Source organism: Streptomyces sp. MS191, from assembly GCF_008042125.1.
In the GTDB taxonomy this organism is placed as follows: domain Bacteria; phylum Actinomycetota; class Actinomycetes; order Streptomycetales; family Streptomycetaceae; genus Streptomyces.
Map to the genome: position 1 here is coordinate 2850145 of NZ_RDBI01000040.1, position 22419 is coordinate 2872563.

Sequence of the window (22419 nt, forward strand, 5' to 3'; positions counted from 1 at the left end):
CGATAGCAAGGTGCTGGAGGATCCGTGGACCTGTCCCTGTCGACTCGCAATGTGTCCGGCCCGAGCGGCGACCGTACGGTCGTCGAGGTCGGTGGCGAGATTGATGTGTATACCGCGCCCAAGCTGCGCGAGCAGTTGGTCGAGTTGGTGAACGACGGCAGCTACCACCTCGTCGTCGACATGGAGGGTGTGGACTTCCTCGACTCGACCGGCCTCGGCGTGCTGGTGGGCGGTCTCAAGCGCGTGCGCGCGCACGAGGGATCGCTGCGACTGGTGTGCAACCAGGAGCGCATCCTGAAGATTTTCCGGATCACCGGTCTGACCAAGGTGTTCCCCATCCACACCACGGTCGAAGAGGCCGTCAACGCCACCGACTGACGCAGGCAGACGGACGGGAGAGCCGGGCGACACGCCCGGTCCTCCGAGTTGTCCGCCCACACGCTCCCAGGGGGACCGCATGGCCACCGTCGAACTCCGCTTCAGTGCCTCGCCCGAGCATGTCCGCACGGCCCGCCTGGTGGCGGCCGCGGTGGCGCGCCGGGCCGGGGTCGACGACGCGGTGCTCGACGAGGTCAGGCTCGCCGTCGGCGAGGCGTGCTCCCGTGCGGTGGGGCTGCACCGCAGCAACGGCGTCACCACCCCGGTCCGGGTCGTGCTCACCGAGGAGGAGAAGTCCTTCTCCATCGAGGTGGGCGACGAGGTCCCCGGTGCGGGGGTGGCGGCGGCCGACGCCGCCGGTGTCCCCGGAAGCCGGGACGCCGCGCCCGCCGAGGAGTTCGACGACGCGGACGGCGAGGACGAGATGGGTCTCGCGGTGATCCGCGGGCTCGTCGACGACTTCGAGGTGAGCGCCGGCGAGGACGGCGGAGTGATCCGGATGAGCTGGCCGACGAACCCGGTCGACGAGCTGCCCTGATCGGCGTCCGCCGCCCGCGACAACGGCGAGAACCGAAAGAGGCCCTGCTGAGCAGGGCCTCTTTTGCATTTCCCTAGATCGCCGATCATGCGCAAATGCTTTTGCCGCATTACCGTTCTCGTTGGTACGTGTGAGGAATGAGCGAATTCTGATTGCGGCACTCTGTTTTGATCGGGATCCGCTCCCTACAATCCGTCCACATCTTGACCCCGCAACGTCAAGGAGGACGAATGGCGGGTCTTGCAGCCGCGGTGCTCACCCAAGAGAACCGCGTGATCGTGATCGTCATCGCAGCCGTCGCCGTGGCGGCGCTGCTCGTCGCCCAGCTGCTGGTGCGCCAGGTCCTCGCCGCCGGTGAGGGCACCGATTCGATGAAGGAGATCGCCGCCGCCGTCCAGGAAGGCGCGAATGCCTATCTCGCACGGCAGTTGCGCACTCTCGGGATCTTCGCGGTCGTCGTGTTCTTCCTTCTGCTGCTGCTTCCGGCCGACAACTGGTCGCAGCGCGCCGGGCGTTCGATCTTCTTCCTGGTGGGCGCGCTATTCTCCGCGGCCACCGGATACATCGGCATGCGGCTCGCCGTGCGGGCGAATGTGCGCGTGGCCGCGGCCGCGCGCGAGGCCACTCCGGCGCCGGGTGAACCGGAAAAGGATCTGACCCTCGTCTCGCACAAGGCGATGAAGATCGCCTTCCGGACCGGCGGCGTGGTCGGCATGTTCACCGTCGGCCTCGGTCTGCTCGGCGCCTCCTGCGTCGTCCTCGTCTACGCCGCCGACGCGCCCAAGGTCCTGGAGGGCTTCGGTCTGGGCGCGGCCCTCATCGCCATGTTCATGCGTGTGGGCGGCGGCATCTTCACCAAGGCCGCCGACGTCGGCGCCGACCTCGTCGGCAAGGTGGAGCAGGGCATCCCCGAGGACGACCCGCGCAACGCCGCCACCATCGCCGACAACGTGGGCGACAACGTCGGCGACTGCGCCGGCATGGCCGCCGACCTCTTCGAGTCGTACGCCGTGACCCTCGTCGCCGCGCTGATCCTCGGCAAGGCCGCCTTCGGCGACCTCGGGCTCGCGTTCCCCCTCATCGTGCCGGCGATCGGCGTCGTCACCGCGATGATCGGCATCTTCGCGGTCGCCCCGCGACGCACCGATCGCAGCGGCATGGCGGCCATCAACCGCGGGTTCTTCATCTCCGCGGTGATCTCGCTCGCCCTGGTCGCCGTCGCCGTCTTCGCCTACCTGCCGTCCTCCTACGCCGACCTCGAGGGCGTCACCGACCCCGGCGTCCTGGGCCACGGCGGAGACCCGCGGATCCTCGCCCTGGTCGCCGTCGCCATCGGCATCGTCCTCGCCGCCCTGATCCAGCAACTCACCGGCTACTTCACGGAGACCAGCCGGCGCCCCGTCAGGGACATCGGCAAGTCCTCGCTGACCGGGCCCGCCACCGTCGTCCTCACGGGCGTCTCCATCGGCCTGGAGTCCGCCGTCTACACGGCCATGCTCATCGGGCTCGCCGTCTACGGCGCGTTCCTGCTCGGCGGCGCCTCCATCATGCTGGCGCTGTTCGCGGTCGCCCTGGCCGGCACGGGCCTGCTGACGACCGTCGGCGTGATCGTCGCCATGGACACCTTCGGTCCGGTCTCGGACAACGCCCAGGGCATCGCCGAGATGTCCGGGGACGTCCAGGGTGCCGGCGCGCAGGTCCTCACGGACCTGGACGCCGTCGGCAACACCACCAAGGCGATCACGAAGGGCATCGCCATCGCCACCGCGGTCCTCGCCGCCGCGGCGCTGTTCGGCTCGTACCGCGACGCGATCGCCACGTCGGTGGCGGACGTGGGGGCCAAGGCCGGTGAGGCGAACCTCTCGATGGACATCTCCCAGCCCAACAACCTCTTCGGGCTCATCCTCGGGGCCGCGGTCGTCTTCCTCTTCTCCGGGCTCGCCATCAACGCGGTGTCGCGGTCGGCCGGAGCGGTGGTCTACGAGGTACGGCGCCAGTTCCGCGAGCACCCCGGGATCATGACGTACGAGGAGAAGCCCGAGTACGGACGGGTCGTCGACATCTGCACCAAGGACGCGTTGCGCGAACTCGCCACGCCAGGGCTCCTCGCGGTGATGGCGCCGATCGCGGTCGGGTTCTCGCTCGGGGTGGGCGCGCTCGGCGCCTATCTCGCCGGGGCCATCGGCACGGGAGCGCTGATGGCGGTCTTCCTGGCGAACTCCGGCGGCGCCTGGGACAACGCCAAGAAGCTGGTCGAGGACGGACATCACGGCGGCAAGGGAAGCGAGGCGCATGCCGCCACCGTGATCGGGGACACCGTCGGTGACCCGTTCAAGGACACGGCGGGACCGGCGATCAACCCGCTGCTGAAGGTGATGAACCTGGTGGCCCTGCTGATCGCGCCCGCGGTGGTGCAGTTCAGCTTCGGCGACGACGCGAGCGCCGGACTGCGGACGTTGATCGCCGTCCTCTCGATCGCCGTCATCGTCGGGGCGGTCTACGTCTCCAAGCGGCGCTCGGTGGCCATGGGTGACGAAGACAACACCGACGATCGGACGACCGCCGCCCCGGACGCGCCGGTCGTTTCGTAACACCAGATCAAGGAGCGGGCGGGCGGCGCTTTCTGAGGCGCCGTCCGCTCGTGGCGTATCCGGGGTGAGGCGTGTCTCCCTTGGTGCAAAAGACTGCAATGCCGGATGAATCAGTCGTACGAAAGGTGGATGTCGCCCGCTTGGCGTGTATGTTCCGGGGCCGAGAGCCTTGGAAGGGACCGATCCGGTGAACAAGAAGCTTGCGGCCGTACTGTCCGGCGGCGCGGTACTGGTGCTCACGCTGTCCGGTTGCAGCGACGACGGCGAGAAGGTGGACGCCTGGGCCAAGACGTTCTGCGACCAGGCGCAACCGCAGTTCCAGAAGCAGGCCAACGCCAACGAGCTCATCAAGGCGACGGCGGCGGACAGCAAGCCCGCCGAGATCCAGGCCGCGGACTCGAAGGCGTTCGCCGACATCGCGGCGGCCGACCGGGCGCTCGCCAAGGCCGTCGAGTCGGCCGGCGCCCCGCCCGTCGACAACGGCGAGACGATCCAGCAGGACGCGATCAAGGAGCTCAACGCCGCCGCGGTGGCGTACGAGGGCCTGAAGAAGCAGGTCGACGCGCTCGACACGGCGAACCAGCAGAAGTTCGCTGACGGGTTGAAGAGCGTCGCCGACAACCTCGCGAAGATCCAGAACATGGACCAGAACGCGCTGAACAAGGTGCGCGAGGGCGAGTTGGGCCAGGCGCTGGCCAAGCAGCCGGGCTGCAAGTCGCCGAAGCCGTCGGTCCCGCCGGCCGCCGGGTCCTCCCAGGACGCCGGTTCCGCACCGTCGAAGGCCCCGTCGGCGCCCTCGGCCACGACGTCGAAGAAGCCGTCGGGCGGACCGAGCAAGAGCGCGGAGTAGCGCGGGCGAACCCCACGCATCGGAGGCCCCGGCGGACGACGGACGCCGGGGCCTCCGCCCTGCCCGGCGGCGGCCGGCCGCGCTCGCGCCCGCACCCGCGCACGAGGGCCGGAGGGCAGCGGCCCGTCCCCCCTGCCGGGCGGGGCGGGGCCCGGCGAGGCGGTCGCGGCCGTCACAATGAGGGGGTGAGTACGACCAGCCAGACCCCCAGCCTTCCGGTGCCCGCGCACGCCGCCCGACTCCGCGACGCGCTGCTCGCCGCCGACTTCACCGCGGACGGCCTGCTCGAACTGCTCGGCGCCCCCGCCTACACGGCGCTCGCCCGCAGCGAGACCGTCCCCGCGCTGCGCGCCACCCGCGGGGACTCCCCGCTTCAGACCCTCGTGCGCCTCTTCCTGCTCCAGGGGGCCGTCCCCGCCGAGCGGGCCGCCGCCGCGCTGCCGCTGAAGGAGGCGCTGGCCGACGGCTGGATCGAGGAGGAGGACGGCGAGGTCCGGGCGACCGTCGACGTGCGGCCGTACGGCGGCCCCGACGGCCAGGACTGGTTCATCGTCTCCGACCTCGGCTGCGCCGTCGGCGGGGCCGGTGGCATCGGAAGCAAGGGGGGCCACGCCGGAGCGGGCGTCGTCCTCGGCGTCGGCGGCGCGTCCACCACGCTGGCCGGCATCACGATCCGTACGCCCGTCTCCGCCGCGCTCGACCTCGGCACCGGCTCCGGCATCCAGGCGCTGCACGCCGCCCAGCACGCCACCCTGGTCACCGCGACCGATCTCAACCCGCGCGCACTGGACTTCACCCGGCTCACCCTCGCCCTGTCCGGGGCCCGTGAGGCCGAACTGCTCACCGGTTCGCTCTTCGAGCCCGTCGACGGCGACACGTACGACCTGATCGTCTCCAACCCGCCGTTCGTCATCTCCCCAGGCGCCCGCCTCACCTACCGCGACGGCGGCATGGGCGGCGACGACCTCTGCCGCACGCTCGTGCAGGAGTCCGGGGAGCGCCTCAACGACGGAGGCTACGCCCAGTTCCTCGCCAACTGGCAGCACGTCGAGGGCGAGGAGTGGCAGGACCGCCTCCGCTCCTGGGTGCCCCGCGGCTGCGACGCCTGGATCGTCCAGCGCGAGGTCCAGGACATCACCCAGTACGCCGAGCTGTGGCTGCGCGACAGCGGCGACCACCGGGAGGACCCCGAGCGCTACGCGGAGCGGTACGGGGCCTGGCTCGACGAGTTCGAGGCCCGGGGGACCCGGGCCGTCGGCTTCGGCTGGATCACGCTGCGCAAGAACCCGGCCGTGGCCTCGGGCGCCGTCGAGCCGTCGATCCTCGTCGAGGAGTGGCCGCACCCCGTCGAGCAGCCGCTCGGCGCCGCCATCCAGAACCACTTCGAGCGTCAGGACTACCTGCGGACGCACGACGACGCCGCCCTCCTCGCCGACCACTTCGTGCTCGCGCCCGAGGTGATGCAGGAGCAGGTCGGACTGCCCGGAGCCGAGGACCCCGAGCACGTCGTGCTGCGCCAGAACCGCGGCATGCGCCGGGCCACCAAGGTCGACCACATCGGCGCCGGGTTCGCCGGCGTGTGCGACGGATCCCTCAGTGCCGGCCGGATCCTCGACGCGATCGGACGGCTGACCGGGGAGGACCCGGTGATGCTGCGCGACCGCACCCCGCAGGCCATCCGGCTGCTGGTGGAGGAGGGCTTCCTGCTGCCCGTCCGGGAGGAGAGCGGCGCTTGATACGGATCGCGCTGGACGAGGCCACGCTCGGGGCGACCCGGATCGCGATCAGTCCGCCGCGGGACGCGTTCTCCGCCATGCGCCTGGCGCGGCCCTCCCGGAACCCGTCCTGGCCGTACCGGCCGTGGGTGGGCCGCGCGCGTGAGGTGTGACGCGAGGACGACCGGCTCAAGCCGCTGCGGGACCTCTTCGCGGAGGGGCGCTACGAGGTCTCCGACTTGCCGCTGCCCCGTCCGGTCGGCACGGTCCACGTGCACGAGGAGCTCGACCAGCTACGCGGCACCGACCCGGAGTTCGTGCGCGCCCACGCGGCCGTCTGCTCCCCCGGGATGGCCGACGCACCTTTCCTCCAGCCGTATCTCAAGGACCCGGAAGCGGCCTGCGCGGCGCTCGCCGATGCCTACGCCGCCTGCTGGGAGGGCGCGATCGAGCCGTACTGGCCGACCATGCGCCGGCTGGTCGAGGACGAAGTCCTGCTGCGGGCCCGGACGTTCGCCACCGAGGGCGTGGACGCCCTGTTCGCCGGGCTGGAGGCACGGCCACGCTGGGAGCGGCCCGTGCTCGAACTGACCAAGCACGACGAGGCGGAGTACGCGGCCGGTGAGCGGCGCCTCGTCCTCGTGCCGCTCGTCTTCGCCGAGGGCTGCCGGCTCTGCTCGACCGACGATCCCGAGGTGCTCGCGGTCTCGTTCCAGGCGCGGGGAGCCGCCGCCCTGCGCGAGCCGGCCGGGCCCGTGGCCGAGGACCGCCTTGGGCTGATGCCGGGCCGCGGCCGGGCCGCCGTGCTCCGGGAGCCGGCCGGCCCGCTCACCACGGCCGGCCTCGCGGACCGGCTCGGGTTCGCGCCCAGCACCGTCTCGGAGCACCTGTCGGTGCTCGCGGAGGCGGGTGTGGTGACCCGGCACCGGGTCGGACGCTCCGTCTACTACCGGCTCACGGACACCGGCCGTTCACTGCCGGCCCTGCTCACCGGACAGGACGTGCTCGGTGCGTCGCCTGACCGCGGGGCCGGTGGCGGGAGCGCGTGACCTCGGGGCCGTCCCGGGCGCGCCGCGGTCACCCTCGCCCTCGCCTGAAAGGCCACCGACGGATGTTCCGCTTCCGCCTCCGCTCCCTCGCGCCTTCCGCTTCCGCTCCTGGGTCCGGCTCGCGGTGGTCGGCGGAGTCCTCTCCCACCGGGCCCTGTTCAACTGGACGACGCCACCGATGTTGATCGGAACACTGCTGGTCGGACCGGTGCTCCGGGTCTTCTTCCTCGTCTTCCTCAGCCGCGAGCCGGGCGTCGCGGACGACCGCTTCCCGCTGATCGGCGACGCCGTGCCGGCGGCTTCCGCCTCCGGTGTCCACGGCGGCACCATGGCCGTCGCGAACGAGCGCCGCCACGGCACCCTCGGCGCGTGCTGCTCTCCCCGCGTTCCCGGATCCCGCTGCGGGCCGGGCGCGCCCTTCCGTACGCGCCGAACGGCACGCCGGCCGGCGCGTTCGTGCTCGCCGTCGCGGCGCCGGCGCTGGGTATGCCCGTGCCGGCGGGCGCGCTGCCCGGCCTCGCCCCGGTGCTGCCCGTCGGGGCCGCCGCCTGCGCCTCGTTCGGTCTCGCGCCGGGCGCGCTCGGGCCGCGCCTGCGCGATGTGTTCCTCGTCTCGAACGTGGCCGGTTCGGTGCTGCTCCCGCTGACCGGCGCCGCCGTGCCCCGCGGCACCCTGCCGGGGTGGATGCGGGCCGCCTGCGAGCTGCTGCCGCTGACCCACGCGGCCGACGCGGCGCGCCGGCTCGCCGACGGCGCCGGCCTCGACCGGATGCTGCTCGGCGCCGAGTTCGCGGTGGGAGCCGGGTACGCGGTCCTGGCCCTGGCGCTGCTCGCCGTCCTCGAGCGGGGCAGCCGGCGCCGGGCCACGCTCGACGTGATGTGACGAAACCCCCTGGGAGGAGGCTCCGGGCGTCCACCGGGGCCTCCAGGACCGTGCCGCCGAAGCCGTGGGCAGGTCCACTACCGGCCATATTCGTGAACCCCCGCGGGGAGCGCCCGTGTCGTTCACCCGGAGTTCGCCCGCATGACGCCGGGAGGTGTCAGCCTCGGGCTCCGGGGCCGCGGGGGCCCGTCGAGGGGAACGGGGTACAGGCATGGAGAGCGGGCCTGCGATCTTCGCCGGGACGGCGTTCGCGCTGTTCGGGGGAGCGCTGCTGCTGTGGACCGCGGCACGCGTACGACACGGCCGGCCCGTGGCCCACGGCGTCGACACCCGCGCGGCGGCGACCCTGACGACGATCTTCGGCGCCGCCTTCCTTCTTCTCGGCGTGTGGTGCTTCGGACGGCTCTGACGCCCGCCTCCGGCACCCGCCGCGCGCGACCGCGCCCCGCCGGACCAGCGGTCCGGGCGGCAGGAATGCCAGCACTCGGGTTACCGTTCGAGTGGCCGTTGCGGGCTTTCGCCGTTTGACACGGGGGCGGGTTGTACCGTCACACTCCGCAGCGTCGGCAGCGTCACCGTCCGTGCCGCTGCTGTGCGTGCCAGCGCCGTACGTGCCACCGAGCGTCGACCGGAGAGAAGAGCGAAGTTGTCCCCGACCAGCGAGACCGCAGAGGGCGGCCGCCGACTCGTGATCGTCGAGTCGCCTGCCAAGGCGAAGACGATCAAGGGCTACCTCGGCCCCGGATACGTCGTCGAGGCGAGCGTCGGGCACATCCGCGACCTGCCCAGCGGTGCCGCCGAGGTGCCGGAGAAGTACACGGGTGAGGTGCGCCGTCTCGGAGTCGACGTCGAACACGACTTCCAGCCCATCTACGTCGTCAACGCCGACAAGAAGGCGCAGGTCAGGAAGCTCAAGGAGCTGCTGGCCGAGTCCGACGAACTCTTCCTCGCCACCGATGAGGACCGCGAGGGCGAGGCCATCGCGTGGCACCTCCAGGAAGTCCTGAAGCCCAAGGTCCCGGTCCACCGGATGGTCTTCCACGAGATCACCAAGGACGCGATCCGCGAGGCCGTCGCCAACCCGCGCGAGCTGAACCAGCGCATGGTCGACGCCCAGGAGACCCGCCGCATCCTCGACCGGCTGTACGGCTACGAGGTCTCGCCGGTCCTGTGGAAGAAGGTCATGCCGCGGCTGTCCGCCGGCCGCGTGCAGTCCGTCGCCACCCGGCTCGTCGTCGAGCGGGAGCGCGAGCGCATCGCCTTCCGCTCCGCCGAGTACTGGGATCTGACCGGCACCTTCTCCACGGGCCGGGCCGGGGACCCGTCCGACCCGTCGTCGCTGGTCGCGCGGCTGGCCACGGTCGACGGCCGGCGTGTCGCCCAGGGCCGTGACTTCGGTGCGGACGGCCGGCTGAAGTCCGACCAGGTGCTGCACCTGGACGAGGCGAACGCCCGCGCCCTGGCCGCCGCCCTGGCCGAGACCTCCTTCGCCGTCCGCTCGGTCGAGTCGAAGCCGTACCGCCGCTCCCCGTACGCCCCGTTCCGGACGACGACCCTCCAGCAGGAGGCGAGCCGCAAGCTGGGCTTCGGCGCGAAGTCGACCATGCAGGTGGCCCAGAAGCTGTACGAGAACGGCTTCATCACCTACATGCGTACGGACTCGACCACCCTGTCCGACACCGCCGTCGCGGCGGCCCGGGCGCAGGTCACGCAGCTGTACGGCGCCGACTACCTGCCGGAGAAGCCGCGCGTCTACGCCGGCAAGGTCAAGAACGCGCAGGAGGCGCACGAGGCGATCCGCCCCTCGGGTGATCGTTTCCGCACTCCGGCGGAGACCGGTCTGACCGGCGATCAGTTCCGGCTGTACGAGCTGATCTGGAAGCGCACCGTCGCCTCCCAGATGAAGGACGCCACCGGTAACTCGGTCACCGTGAAGATCGGCGGTGTCTCGGCCGACGGCCGCGACGCCGAGTTCACGGCCTCCGGCAAGACGATCACCTTCCACGGCTTCATGAAGGCGTACGTGGAGGGTGCCGACGACCCGAACGCCGAGCTGGACGACCGCGAGCGCAGGCTCCCGCAGGTCACCCAGGGCGACGCGCTGTCGGCGCAGGAGATCACCGCGGACGGCCACGCGACGAAGCCGCCGGCCCGCTACACCGAGGCCACGCTCGTCAAGGAGCTGGAAGAGCGCGAGATCGGCCGCCCGTCGACGTACGCGTCGATCATCGGCACGATCCTGGACCGCGGCTACGTCTTCAAGAAGGGGACGGCCCTCGTGCCCTCCTTCCTGAGCTTCGCCGTGGTCAACCTCCTGGAGAAGCACTTCGGCCGGCTCGTCGACTACGACTTCACCGCCAGGATGGAGGACGACCTCGACCGCATCGCGCGGGGCGAGGCCCAGTCCGTCCCGTGGCTGAAGCGCTTCTACTTCGGTGAGGGCGAGGCGAGCGGCGGCGCCGGTGCGGCCGACGCGGGCAACGGCGACGGCGACCACCTCGGCGGCCTGAAGGAGCTGGTCACGGACCTCGGCGCGATCGACGCGCGCGAGATCTCCTCCTTCCCCGTCGGCAACGGCATCGTGCTGCGGGTCGGGCGCTACGGCCCGTACGTCGAGCGCGGGGAGAAGGACGCCGAGGGGCACCAGCGCGCGGACGTCCCCGACGACCTCGCCCCGGACGAGCTGACCGTCGAGCACGCGGAGGAGCTGCTGGCCAAGCCCAGCGGTGACTTCGAGCTGGGCACCGACCCGGTCAGCGGGAACCAGATCGTGGCCAAGGACGGCCGTTACGGCCCCTACGTCACCGAGATCCTGCCCGAGGGCACGCCGAAGACGGGCAAGAACGCGGTGAAGCCGCGGACGGCCTCGCTCTTCAAGTCCATGGCGCTCGACACGGTGACGCTGGACGAGGCGCTCAGGCTCATGTCGCTGCCGCGTGTGGTGGGCGCGGACGCCGAGGGCGTCGAGATCACCGCGCAGAACGGCCGCTACGGCCCGTACCTGAAGAAGGGCACGGACTCGCGGTCGCTGACGGACGAGGAGCAGCTCTTCACGATCACGCTGGAGGAGGCGCTCGCGATCTACGCGCAGCCCAAGCAGCGTGGCCGGGCGGCCGCCAAGCCGCCGCTGAAGGAGCTGGGCGTCGACCCGGTCAGCGAGAAGCCGGTCGTGGTCAAGGACGGCCGCTTCGGCCCGTACGTGACCGACGGCGAGACGAACGCGACCCTGCGGACCGCCGACAGCGTGGAGACGATCACGCCGGAGCGCGGCTTCGAGCTGCTGGCGGAGAAGCGGGCCAAGGGGCCGGTCAAGAAGACGGCGAAGAAGGCACCGGCCAAGAAGACGGCCGCGAAGAAGACCGTCGCCAAGAAGACCACGGCCAAGAAGACGGCCGCGAAGAAGACGACGGCGAAGGCCACGGCGACCAAGACGGCGGCGAAGAAGACCGCCGCCGCGAAGTCGACGGCGGCCGAGCCGGAGTAGGCGCGGGACGGTACGGACGAGGGGCGGGAGCGCGAGCTCCCGCCCCTTTCGCATGGGGCGCGGCCCCCCGCGGCCGGCGAGGCCGGTTGCGCGGGTCCTGCGTCCCTCGTGTGGACGGGCGGTGCCCGGCCCCCGGCGGGGCGACGTTTGTTCGGGTGGAGGCCACGGGGAGTAAAAGGGTCCGGATAGGGTGGACGGATGACGCGAGCAGAGCAGACGGACTCCGGCGCCGCACTTGTCGCAGATTCCAGGGAGCGTGCCGTGCGAGCGCTCCTGCGCCATCAGCCGCTCCGGCGATTGTGGAGTGCGCAGTTCGTCGGGGGGACGGGCGACGCCCTCGCCCTGCTGGTCCTGGTTCTGCTCGGCCTTCAGGCCGCGGTCACCGAGGGCTCCTTCGGGGGCGGCTACCAGGGCGCGGCGCTCGCCGTCGCCGCCGTCGTCGGCGCGCGGCTGCTGGCCGCCGTGCTCTTCGGGGCCGTACTCCTCGGCCCGCTCACCGCGCTGACCGGCCCCGGCGGCGTGCTCGACCGGCGCTGGACCATGATCGGGGCGGACGTCCTGCGGGTCGCGCTGCTCGTCGTGGCACCGCTGTGGATCGACTGGACCCCCGACAAGGCGCTGTGGTTCCTGCTCGGCACCGTCTTCGTCACCGGCGCGGCCGAGCGGCTGTGGACCGTGGCACGCGAGGGCGCGGCGCCCGCGCTGCTGCCCGCCCCGCCGCTGGAGGGCGCCGCCGTCCGGCCCCTGCCGGACCACCTGGACGCGCTCCGCCGGCTGTCCCAGCGCACGAGCTTCCTCGCCGTCCCGGCCGCGGCGGCCGTGCTGCTCGTCGCCACCCTGCTCGGCGACCTGCTCGGCACCGGCATCGAGTGGTTCTCGCTGCACCAGGCCGCCCTCGGCTCGTACGTCGCCGCCGGCCTGTTCGCCGCGTCCGTCTCCGTCCTCTACTTCATCGAGCTGCCCGGCGGTCAGACGCCGAGGCCGCGCTCGCCCCTGGAGGGCCTGCGCCGCCCCCGCACGGACAAGGGCAGGGAGAACGGCCGGACCGGCACCGTCCCGCTGCTCGTCCTCGCCTGCGCCGTCGTCGCCGGAGCCGTCACCGCCGCGGCCGCCGTATCCGTCCTGCACGCCTACGACCTCGGCGGCGGCCCCGTCACGTACGCGCTGCTGATCCTCGCGCTGAGCGGGTCCACCGCCGTGGGCATCCGCACGGCCGGCTCCGTCCTCACCGCCCTGTCCCGCCGCCGCCTCCTCGCCCTGGCGATCGCCCTCGCGGGTGTCGCCCTGCTGGCGATGGGCCTGGTGCCGGACACGGCGACCGTGCTGTTCCTCGCCGTCGTCGCCGGATACGCGAGCGGGGTGGCAGCCCACACCGGCCACACCCTCATCGACCAGGAGACCGAGGAGGCCCGGCGGCCCCGGGTCACCGAGCACCTCCAGGCCGTCGTCCGGGTCGGCATGGCCCTCGGCGCCCTCGGCGCTCCGCTGCTCGCCGCGGTGATCGGCCGCCACCGCCTCGGCTCCGGCAGCTTCGTCTTCGCCCACGGCGGCGCCGCCTTCACCCTGATGCTGGTCGGCGCGCTGCTCCTGCCGGTCGCCGTGATCGTCCTGGCCAAGACCGACGACCGTTCCGGCGTCCCGCTGCGCCGAGACCTGCGGGACGCGCTCCGCGGCGCCGACCCGGTCCAGGCCCAGGCGCCGACCGGCTTCTTCATCGCCCTGGAGGGCGGCGACGGCGCCGGCAAGTCCACCCAGGCCCAGGCCCTCGCCGACTGGATCCGGGCCAAGGGCCACGAGGTCGTCATCACCCGTGAGCCGGGCGCCACCCCGATCGGCAAGCGGCTGCGCTCGATCCTGCTCGACGTCTCCAGCGCCGGCCTGTCCAACCGCGCCGAGGCGCTGCTGTACGCCGCCGACCGCGCCGAGCACGTCGACTCGCTGGTCAAGCCCGCCCTGGAGCGCGGCGCGATCGTCATCTCCGACCGCTACATCGACTCGTCCGTGGCCTACCAGGGCGCCGGGCGGGACCTGTCGCCTACCGAGATCGCCCGCATCAACCGCTGGGCGACGGGCGGGCTCGTCCCGCACCTGACCGTGCTCCTCGACGTCTCCCCGGAGACCGCGCGGGAACGGTTCACCGAGGCGCCCGACCGGCTGGAGTCCGAGCCGCCGGAGTTCCACGCCCGCGTGCGGGCCGGCTTCCTCGCCCTCGCCGCCGGGGACCCCGGCCGCTACCTGGTCGTCGACGCAGGCCAGGAGCCGGAGGCCGTGACCACCGTCGTGCGCCACCGGCTCGACCGGATGCTGCCGCTGTCCGAGGCCGAGGTGAAGGCCCAGGAGGAGGCCCGCCGCAAGGCGGAGGAGGACGCCCGCCGCCGCGCCGAGGAGGAGGCCGCCCGCAAGGCGGAGGAGGAGCGGCTGGAGCGCGAGCGCCAGGCGCAGCTCGCCAAGCTCCGCGCGGAGGAGGAGGAGCGCAAGCGCCGCGAGGAGGAGGAGGCGCGGCAGCGCGAGGCCGAGCGGCAGGCCGAGGAGGCCCGCCGGCGCGCCGAGGAGGCCCGGGTGGCCGCCGAGGAGGAGCGCAAGCGGCGCGAGGCCGAGGAGAAGGCCCGCCGCGAGGAGGAGGAACGCCGGCGCAAGCAGGCCGAGGACGAGGCCCGGCTGCGCGCGGAGGCCGAGGAGCGTCGCCGCGAGAAGCAGCGCAAGGCCGAGGAGGCCCTGCTCCGTGCCGAGGAGGCACGGCGCCTGGCCGAGGCCGCGGCGGCGAAGGCCGCCGAGGAGGCGGCGCGCAAGGCCGCGGCGGAAGCGGCGGAGAAGGCGGCCGCCGAGGCGGCGGCTGCGGATGCGGCGGCCGCCGCGAAGGCCGCGGAGGACGCCAGGGCGGCGGAAGCCGCCCGTGCCGCCGAGAAGGTACGGGCCGCCGAAGCCGAGAAGGCCGCGGCGAAGGCCCGTGCCGCCGAGGCCGAGAAGGCCGCGAAGGCGGCGGAGGCCGCCCGCGCGCGGAAGGCCGAGGAGGACGCCCGCGCCACCGCCGAGGTGTCCGCGAACGAGGTCACCGTCCCGACGCCGGTCGTGAAGCCCGACGACGTGACGCAGACCGTGCCGACCGTCTCGGCGAACGAGGTCACCGTCCCCACCCCGGTCGTGCAGCCCCAGCCACGGCCCGAGGAGGAGACCACGGTGCTGCCCCAGGTCCGGGACGCGGCCGAGACGGCGGTGCTCCCGCCCGTCCGGGACACCGACCCCGCCCACCGGGTGCCGCCGGGCTTCTTCCGCGACGAGCCGGCCGAGTCCGACGGGGCCAACGACCGCACGCGCGAGCTGCCCCAGCTCGACGAGCAGGGCCGGCCGCGGCGCCGCTCCGACTGGGCGGAGGAGACCCCGCTCGACGACCTGCCGACCCTGGCGGACGAGCTGCTCGGCCCGCACGACGACGAGGACGACGGCCGCCGCCGGCGTCGCTGACCGTCCGCCGGTGACGGGGCGCGGGCCCCGTCACCGGCGTTCCGCGGCTTGCGGGGGTGCCCGCGGTTCTGCTCCGGTCGGCGCCTCCGCCTCCTCCTCGGCCCCGCACCCTCTCCTTCCCTCCGATCCGGGACCCGCTGTCGGCGGGGTGCCCCACAATGGAGGGCGTACCTGAGGAGGGGCAGCACATGGCCGTATGGGACGACCTGGTCGGACAGACGAAGGTCGAGGAGCAGCTCGCCGCCGCCGCCCGCGACGCCGACACGCTCGTGACCGCCCAGGCCGCCGGCGACCCCGGCCCCGACGCGTCCAAGATGACCCATGCCTGGCTGTTCACCGGCCCCCCGGGATCGGGCCGGGCGACGGCGGCGCGCGCCTTCGCCGCCGCCCTGCAGTGCGTGAGCCCCGACCGGGCCCTCGGCGGGGTCCCGGGCTGCGGCTTCTGCGACGGCTGCCACACCGCCCTCATCGGCACGCACGCCGACGTCGAGGTCGTGCGCACGGACCTGCTCTCCATCGGCGTGAAGGAGACCCGGGACCTGGTCCGCCGGGCCCAGCTCTCGCCGGCGAACGGCCGCTGGCAGGTGATCGTCCTGGAGGACGCCGACCGGCTCACCGAAGGCGCCGGCAACGTCCTCCTGAAGGCGGTCGAGGAGCCCGCGCCGCGGACGGTGTGGCTGCTCTGCGCACCCTCCCTGGAGGACGTGCTGCCCACCATCCGCTCCCGCTGCCGCCACCTGACGCTGCGTACGCCCCCGGTGGACGCGGTCGCCGACGTGCTCGTACGTCGCGACGGCATCGAGCCGGCCGTGGCCCAGGCCGCGGCCCGCGCCACCCAGGGGCACATCGACCGGGCCCGCCGGCTGGCCACCGACGAGCGGGCCCGTGCCCGCCGGGCCACCGTCCTCAAGCTGCCGCTGCGGGTCGCGGACATCGGCGGCTGCCTCAAGGCCGCCCAGGAACTGGTGGACGCGGCCGGCGAGGACGCCAAACAGGTGGCCGAGGAGGTCGACGTCAAGGAGACCGAGGAGCTGAAGGCGGCCCTCGGCGGCGGCCAGGGCGGGCGGATGCCGCGCGGCACGGCGGGGGCCATGAAGGAGCTGGAGGAGCGGCAGAAGCGGCGCAAGACCCGTACCCAGCGCGACAGCCTGGACCTCGCGCTCACCGACCTGACCGGCTTCTACCGTGACGTACTGGCCCTCCAGCTGCGGGCCCGGACGCCGCTGGCCAACGAGGACGTGCGGGACGCGGTCGAGCGGATCGCCCGGGACACCGGCCCGGAGCGGACCCTGCGCCGGATCGAGGCGGTGCTGGCCTGCCGCGAGGCCCTCGACCGGAACGTCGCCCCGCTGCTGGCGGTGGAGGCGATGACCATGGCCCTGCGAGGCTGAGGTGGCGCGCGAGCCGCTCCGCCGGGTCCGGCGCGGCCCCGGACCGGCGATTGGACACGCTCCGCACTCGTACGGATACGCTCCGGGAATGGACTCCAGGCGCTTGCTCCGCACGTCCGCCACGGCCCTCGCGGCGGCCGGGCTGATCCTCTCCGGCTGCACGGGCGGGAGCGACGACGCCGCCGCCGGGCCGTCGGCCGCGAAGACCTCCGCCTCGGCGACCGCCTCCCCGGCGTCCGCGGCGGCCCTGCAGGGCTTCTACGAACAGAAGCTCGCCTGGCGCGACTGCGGCGTCCCCGGCTTCCAGTGCGCCACCCTCCGCGCGCCGCTCGACTACGCCGCGCCGGAGGCCGGGGAGATCAAGCTGGCGGTGTCCCGGATCAAGGCCACCGGGCCCGGCAAGCGACTCGGCTCGCTCCTGGTCAACCCGGGCGGGCCCGGCGGCTCGGCCGTCGGCTACCTCCAGGGCTACGCGGGCATCGGCTACCCGGCTCCCGTCCGCGCCCGCTACGACATGGTCGCCGTCGACCCGCGCGGCGTGGCCCGCAGCGAGCCCGTCGAGTGCCTGACCGGACCGCAGATGGACGCGTACACCCAGGTCGACCAGACGCCCGACGACAACGCCGAGACGGCCGCGCTCGCCGCCTCCTTCAAGGGGTTCGCCGCCGGCTGCGCGAAGCGGTCGGCGAAGATCCTCCCCCATGTCTCCACCGTGGACACGGCCCGGGACATGGACCTGCTGCGGGAGGTGCTGGGCGACCGGAAGCTGACCTACGTCGGCGCCTCCTACGGCACCTTCCTCGGTGCCACGTACGCCGAGCTGTTCCCCGACCGGGTCGGCCGGCTGGTGCTCGACGGGGCGATGGACCCGTCCCTGCCCGCGGTCGACCTCAACCGCGACCAGACGGCCGGCTTCGAGACCGCCTTCCGGTCCTTCGCCGCGGACTGCGTGAAGAAGACGGACTGCCCGCTGGGCACCGGCTCCGTCGACGAGGCCACCACGAACCTGCGGGACTTCTTCCGCCAGGTCGACGCGAACCCGCTGCCGACCGGCGAGAGCCGCGAGCTGACCGAGTCGCTGGCCACCACCGGGGTGATCGCCGCGATGTACGACGAGGCGGCCTGGCCGCAGCTGCGCGAGGCGCTGAACCAGGCGATGGGCGGCGAGGGGTCCGGACTGCTCGCCCTGGCGGACAGCTACTACGAGCGCGAGGCCAACGGCACGTACGCGAACCTGATGGCCGCCAACGCGGCCGTGAACTGCCTGGACCTCCCGCCGGCCTTCGCCGGGCCCGCCGACGCGGAGAAGGCGGTGCCGTCCTTCGAGAAGGCGTCCCCGGTCTTCGGCGAGGGCCTGGCCTGGGCCGCCCTGAACTGCACGTACTGGCCGACCCCCGCGACCGGCCGCCCGCACCGCATCACCGCCGAGGGCGCGGCCCCGATCGTCGTGGTCGGCACCACCCGCGACCCGGCGACCCCGTACAAGTGGGCCGAGTCGCTCGCCTCCCAGCTCTCCTCGGGCGCCCTGCTCACCTACGAGGGCGACGGCCACACCGCGTACGGCCGGGGCAGCGACTGCATCGACACCGCGATCAACACCTACCTCCTGGAGGGCACGGTCCCGCAGAAGGGAAAGCGCTGCTCGTGAGGGTGGCGAGGGCCACGCGAGGGGTGGTCGGAGCACCCTCGGAAACTGTGTAGACTTGGCGACGCTGCTGCGCCCAGTATGGACCGCACAGCATGCCGCCTTAGCTCAGTTGGCCAGAGCAACGCACTCGTAATGCGTAGGTCTCGGGTTCGAATCCCGAAGGCGGCTCGGAATTACCCCAGGACTCACTCGCCGTGACCTGGGGTTTTTTCATGCCCGGGGCATGCCGAGCCGCACGACGGGGATGCCGTGGAAGTGCTTGCGTGAGCGATGCGTGAGCGGAGCGGCTGTCAGCCCTTGCGTGCGGTCTTCTTGGCCTTGCCCTTCTTCTTCCCCTTGGCCTTCGCCTTCTCGGCCTTCTTCGCCTCTTTGGCGGCCTTCCGGACCTGCTCCTCCTGCTCGGCCTTGCGCTGAAGCGGTACGAGCTTCGCGGTGGCCTCGGCGGCGCTCTTGCCGACGTGGGGGAGCACGCTCTGGTAGATGTCGCGCGTGATCCGGGTGTCACTGTGCCCGAGCGTGTCCGACACGATCTTGATGTCGATGTCGGCGGCCAGCATGAGCGTGGCGGCGCCGTGGCGCAGGTCGTGCAGCCGGATCGGCGGGAGGCCGGAGGCGGCGACGAGGCGCTCGAAGAGGTCGGTGACCTTGCCCGGGTGGAGCCAGGAGCCGTCCTCCTGGGTGAAGACGAGCCCAGTGTTCACCCAGGCCGAGGCCCACTCGGCGCGGTCGGCGTCCTGCTGCTCGCGGTGCCGCTTCAGGACGTCGACTGTGTCGTCGTCCAAGGCCACGACGCGGAAGCCGCTGTCCGTCTTCGGTTCGGACGCCTCGACCTCCCAGCCGTCCTGGACGAGCTGTCCGGTCACGGTGAGGGAGTGCCGGTCGAGGTTGGTCTCCGACCACGGCTGCCCGCACGCCTCGCCTCGCCGCAGGCCGCGGAAGGCGATCAGGTGCCACATCGCGTACAGCCGGTCCTCGGCGACGAAGTCGAGGAAGGCGCCGGTCTGTTCCGGCGTCCAGACCATCACGGGGGACGGCTTCTCACCGGTCTGCTCCCACTTGGAGACCCGCTCGTCCGTCCACACGAGCGCCTTCGGCTTGCGTACCGGGTCGATCTCGACGTGGGCCGCCGGGTTGAAGGTGATGATCTGCTGCCCGATCGCGTCGTTCAGGGCCGCGCGGAGCGTGGCCTTGATGTGCTGGCGCGTGGCGGGTCCGGTGACGCGGCGGAAGGGCGGCATCACGTCGATCGCGGTCTTCATCGCCTTGCGGCGGGCGCGGTTGGCCACGCCCTTCCACGGGACGGTCGCCAACTCCTCGACTGCCGACCGTCGCTGGGCGTTCTGCTCCAGGATCTCGGCGTTGGCGTCGGTGATCGCGGTGAACATGTCGCTCAGGTGGCTGACGCGCAGCCGGTCGAGACGCCGGTGGCCAATGTGTGGCTTGAGGTGCACGCGGACGTCGGTCTCGTACCGGCTGATGCCCGACTTCCGGATGCGCTTGCCGGCGAGCCACCGGTCCAGCCACTCGGCCACGGTCAGGCTGCCGATGAGATCCTGGCCGGCCCTGAGCCGGCGCCGGGTCTCCTCCACGTCCGGCAAGGGCAGCTTCTCGCCGCTGACCTCTGCCAGCATCGCGGCGATCAGCTCTATGCCCTCGGGGTCGTCAGACTCGGTGAGCCCCAGGAGGGCACGGACATGGTCGAGGTCGGCCTGGGCGGCCTTGAGGCTGCCGTACCCGCCACGTGCGAAGGATCGTCGGCTGCCGTCCTCACGGGGCGGCAGCTCCTGGCGTATGGAGTACGTGCAGTGATTCCTGCTGTTGCGCTTGGGGCAGGAAGTGCCGAGCTCCTTGCCGGTCTTGGGGTCACGGCAGGAACAGCGGCGGTAGGTGGAGCCTTTCAAGCGTCTTCCTCCTGGTCGAGGTCAGGCTGTGGCTCGATGTCTTCGAGCCATGGGGACAGTTCGGGTGGGGTGGCGCCCTCTTCGCGGATGTCGTCACGGAGGTTGAGGAGCCGGCGCTTCGCTTCTTCGGCCAGCTGGGTGTACTCGCCGGCCTTCCGCTCTGCTTCCTCGCGTTGGGCGGGGTTGGTCGCGGTCTCCACGGCGAAGGCGGCGGTCTTGGCCTCGCGCCGTGCGGCGATGATGGTGCGGGTCAGGCTGGCGTGACGGTTGAACTCGGGGATGAGGCCGTCATCGATCCCGAACTCGTCGGCTTCGCCGGTGAACTTTCGCATGGCGTCCCAGGTCGGGATAAGCGAGTGGAAGGGAAGTTCCTGGGTCCGCTCGACGTAGCCGAGGGGGAAGATCAGGCAGATCGGATACGTCTCCAGGGCCGCGGCCAGCACCATGACGTCCACCAGGGGCAGGTTCGCCCTTCGGCCGGATTCCAGGTTGGCGATCACGTTGCGGGGGATGGGGTGCCCTAGTTCTTCGCAGCGATCGGCCAGCCGTTGGGCGCTCCACCTCCTCTCCTTCCTGCGGCGCCGGACTTCGCCGGCGACGTTGTTCCTGATGCGGTCGACCCACTCCGGGAAGTCGTCGTCCTCTTCATCATCGAAACCGTGTTGTGTCATGGCGACACATTAACTTCTTCATCATGGTTCTCGTTGGCCTGGAGCCGGACGCGACGACCGTGTTCGCCGAGGGCTGTGACGAGAGGGGCGCCACGTGCGCGACGGCACCATGGGAACCGGTCCGAAGGGCATGAGCCGGGATGAGCTGATGGCCCTGCCGGCAGCCATTGACCTGGACACGGGCAACCGTGCGCTGGGTCTCGGGCGGAGTAAGGGCTACGAGCTGGCCAAGCAGGGCGAGTACCCGTGCAAGGTCTTGCGCCTGGGCAAGGCATACCGCGTGGTGACGGCGGACCTGCTCAACCTGCTGGGGCTAGCCGCATGAGGGCGAAAGAAGATAGCAGGCGATTCTGCGCTGAGCTGACACAGAATCGCTGGACTGTCGCGGGGCGTGGACGTACGGTCCGTGTTCCCTCGCCCCGCTCGGGAAGCGAGAGAGCCTCCGGCGAGGCAACGCCGGAGGCTCAACGACCCCCCGCCCGTAATCCCACGAACGACCCCGCGCGCCGGGCCCGTATGCCTGGCGACGCGAGAAGAGGAGCTGCCCAGTGCAACCCGCGATGCCCGAGCCCTATTCCGACCAGGGCACGACCGCGTGGCCGCCGGTCGCCGTGCCCGGCCAGCCGGGCCGGACCACAGCCGAGACCAGTCGGGCCGCCGACGATCCGGTGCAGACCCCGCCGGCCGACGAGCGGTGTCCCGAAAATGAACGGCCCGACCTCGGCCCCAAGCGGTGTCCCGAGTCGGAACAGACGGATCCGGAGCCGACGCACGGATCGGAGCTCCTCGACGAACTCCGTCGGCAGATATCGAAGTTCGTGATCCTGCCCTCCGAGCAGGCGCTCGACGCGGTCACCTTGTGGGTGGCGGCGACGCATCTGCAGCCCGCTTGGCAGCACGCCCCGCGCCTCGCGGTGGTCGGTCCGGCGAAGCGGTGCGGCAAGTCACGGCTGCTGGACGTGCTGACCGAGACGGTCCACGAGCCGATGCTCACGATCAACACCACGCCGGCGGCGGTTTTCCGCTCGATCACCGAGGAGCCGCCCACGCTCCTCGTGGATGAGGCGGACACGATCTTCGGCACGCCGAAGCAGGCGGAGAAGAACGAGGAGATGCGCGGGCTGCTGAACGCCGGCCACCAGCGCAACCGGTACGTGACCCGGGTGGTCGGCAACGACCACACGCCCCACCGGTTCGCCACCTTCGCCATGGCGGCCATCGCAGGGATCGGTGACCTGCCTGACACGATCATGGACCGGTCGGTCGTCATCCGCATGCGCCGGCGGGCGGAAGGCGAGACAGTCCGCCCCTTCCGGTCGCGGCGGGATATCCCCGCCCTGCACGGCCTGCGCGACCGGATCGCCGCCTGGACGGGCCCCCTGGTGGACGAGGCCGCCGACCTGGAACCGGTGATGCCGGTTGAGGACCGGGCCGCTGACACCTGGGAACCACTCGTCATCGTCGCCGACCTCGCGGCCGGCACCTGGCCGCGCCGCGCCCGTACCGCGTGCCAACAGATGGTCGCCGCCGAGGCGGCTGCCGAGGAGGACCACCCCAGCGGGGCCCGCATCCTGGCCGACATCCGGCGCGTCTTCGTCGCCCAGCGCGAGGTGGACAGCCTCTCCACGGAGGAGCTGATCCACCATCTGCGCCAGGACCCGGAGAGCCCGTGGGCCGAGTGGGGGCGCAGCGGGCTGAGCCCACGTGACCTCGGCTCGATGCTCCGGCAGTTCGGCATCAAGCCAGGAAACGTCCGCATGGCCGACGGAACCCAGCGCAAGGGCTACATGCGCAACAAGTTCCTCGACCCCTGGCGCCGCTACTGCCCGACCGTCTACCCGGTCGACGCCGCACCCACC

17 protein-coding genes and 1 tRNA gene are annotated in these 22419 nt (G+C 72.3%); 16 read left to right on the top strand and 2 right to left on the bottom strand.

Annotated elements, in window-relative coordinates; all coding sequences use genetic code 11:
* Positions 1–24 precede the first annotated feature (24 nt).
* The 14 genes from EAO71_RS20295 (at position 25) to EAO71_RS20355 (ending at position 18156) form a co-directional block, all read left to right on the top strand.
* Positions 25–378, top strand: coding sequence for an STAS domain-containing protein (locus EAO71_RS20295; RefSeq protein WP_147979000.1), 354 nt, complete (start codon positions 25–27; stop codon positions 376–378).
* 79 nt (positions 379–457) lie between these two features.
* On the top strand, positions 458–916 hold the full coding sequence (locus EAO71_RS20300; protein WP_147979001.1) for an ATP-binding protein: 459 nt from the start codon (positions 458–460) through the stop codon (positions 914–916).
* Between the two features lie 230 nt (positions 917–1146).
* Positions 1147–3507 carry a sodium-translocating pyrophosphatase gene (locus tag EAO71_RS20305; protein WP_147979002.1) on the top strand — a complete coding sequence of 787 codons (2361 nt, stop codon included), beginning with the start codon at positions 1147–1149 and terminating at the stop codon, positions 3505–3507.
* Between the two features lie 187 nt (positions 3508–3694).
* The gene (locus EAO71_RS20310; protein ID WP_147979003.1) at positions 3695–4357 is read left to right on the top strand and encodes a small secreted protein; all 663 of its coding nucleotides are present in this window, start codon (positions 3695–3697) and stop codon (positions 4355–4357) included.
* A 185-nt stretch (positions 4358–4542) separates the two neighbouring features.
* Positions 4543–6093: a DUF7059 domain-containing protein gene (locus EAO71_RS20315; protein WP_147979004.1), complete on the top strand. Its 1551-nt coding sequence runs from the start codon at positions 4543–4545 to the stop codon at positions 6091–6093.
* Positions 6090–6245, top strand: a complete 156-nt coding sequence (locus EAO71_RS38965) for a hypothetical protein (RefSeq protein ID WP_261992201.1) — start codon at positions 6090–6092, stop codon at positions 6243–6245. The genes EAO71_RS20315 and EAO71_RS38965 overlap by 4 nt, the downstream gene beginning before the upstream one ends.
* A 66-nt stretch (positions 6246–6311) precedes the next feature.
* On the top strand, positions 6312–7121 hold the full coding sequence (locus EAO71_RS20320; protein ID WP_261992202.1) for a helix-turn-helix domain-containing protein: 810 nt from the start codon (positions 6312–6314) through the stop codon (positions 7119–7121).
* A 369-nt stretch (positions 7122–7490) separates the two neighbouring features.
* Positions 7491–8003, top strand: coding sequence for an ABC transporter permease (locus EAO71_RS20325; RefSeq protein ID WP_261992203.1), 513 nt, complete (start codon positions 7491–7493; stop codon positions 8001–8003).
* 211 nt (positions 8004–8214) lie between these two features.
* Positions 8215–8412: a hypothetical protein gene (locus EAO71_RS20330; RefSeq protein ID WP_147979005.1), complete on the top strand. Its 198-nt coding sequence runs from the start codon at positions 8215–8217 to the stop codon at positions 8410–8412.
* A gap of 237 nt (positions 8413–8649) precedes the next feature.
* A complete protein-coding gene (topA, locus tag EAO71_RS20335) occupies positions 8650–11487 on the top strand; it encodes a type I DNA topoisomerase (protein ID WP_147979006.1) in 2838 nt (945 codons plus the stop codon).
* A gap of 198 nt (positions 11488–11685) precedes the next feature.
* On the top strand, positions 11686–14949 hold the full coding sequence (gene tmk, locus EAO71_RS20340) for a dTMP kinase (RefSeq protein WP_147979007.1): 3264 nt from the start codon (positions 11686–11688) through the stop codon (positions 14947–14949).
* 188 nt (positions 14950–15137) lie between these two features.
* Positions 15138–16340, top strand: a complete 1203-nt coding sequence (locus tag EAO71_RS20345) for a DNA polymerase III subunit delta' (protein ID WP_147979008.1) — start codon at positions 15138–15140, stop codon at positions 16338–16340.
* A gap of 88 nt (positions 16341–16428) precedes the next feature.
* On the top strand, positions 16429–17988 hold the full coding sequence (locus EAO71_RS20350) for an alpha/beta hydrolase (RefSeq protein ID WP_147979009.1): 1560 nt from the start codon (positions 16429–16431) through the stop codon (positions 17986–17988).
* A gap of 94 nt (positions 17989–18082) precedes the next feature.
* A tRNA-Thr gene (locus EAO71_RS20355) sits at positions 18083–18156 on the top strand.
* Between the two features lie 122 nt (positions 18157–18278).
* Here EAO71_RS20355 and EAO71_RS20360 read toward each other — a convergent pair.
* Positions 18279–19889, bottom strand: a complete 1611-nt coding sequence (locus EAO71_RS20360) for a tyrosine-type recombinase/integrase (protein WP_147979010.1) — start codon at positions 19887–19889, stop codon at positions 18279–18281.
* Positions 19886–20560: a transcriptional regulator gene (locus EAO71_RS20365; protein ID WP_147979011.1), complete on the bottom strand. Its 675-nt coding sequence runs from the start codon at positions 20558–20560 to the stop codon at positions 19886–19888. The genes EAO71_RS20360 and EAO71_RS20365 overlap by 4 nt, the downstream gene beginning before the upstream one ends.
* Before the next feature lie 130 nt (positions 20561–20690).
* Here EAO71_RS20365 and EAO71_RS20370 point away from each other — a divergent pair, with 130 nt between their 5' ends.
* Together EAO71_RS20370 and EAO71_RS20375 are read left to right on the top strand one after the other, a co-directional pair.
* Positions 20691–20885: a hypothetical protein gene (locus EAO71_RS20370; protein ID WP_147979415.1), complete on the top strand. Its 195-nt coding sequence runs from the start codon at positions 20691–20693 to the stop codon at positions 20883–20885.
* A 223-nt stretch (positions 20886–21108) separates the two neighbouring features.
* Positions 21109–22419 (top strand): DUF3631 domain-containing protein (locus EAO71_RS20375; protein WP_147979416.1); only part of this gene is annotated, 1311 nt, incomplete at its 3' end.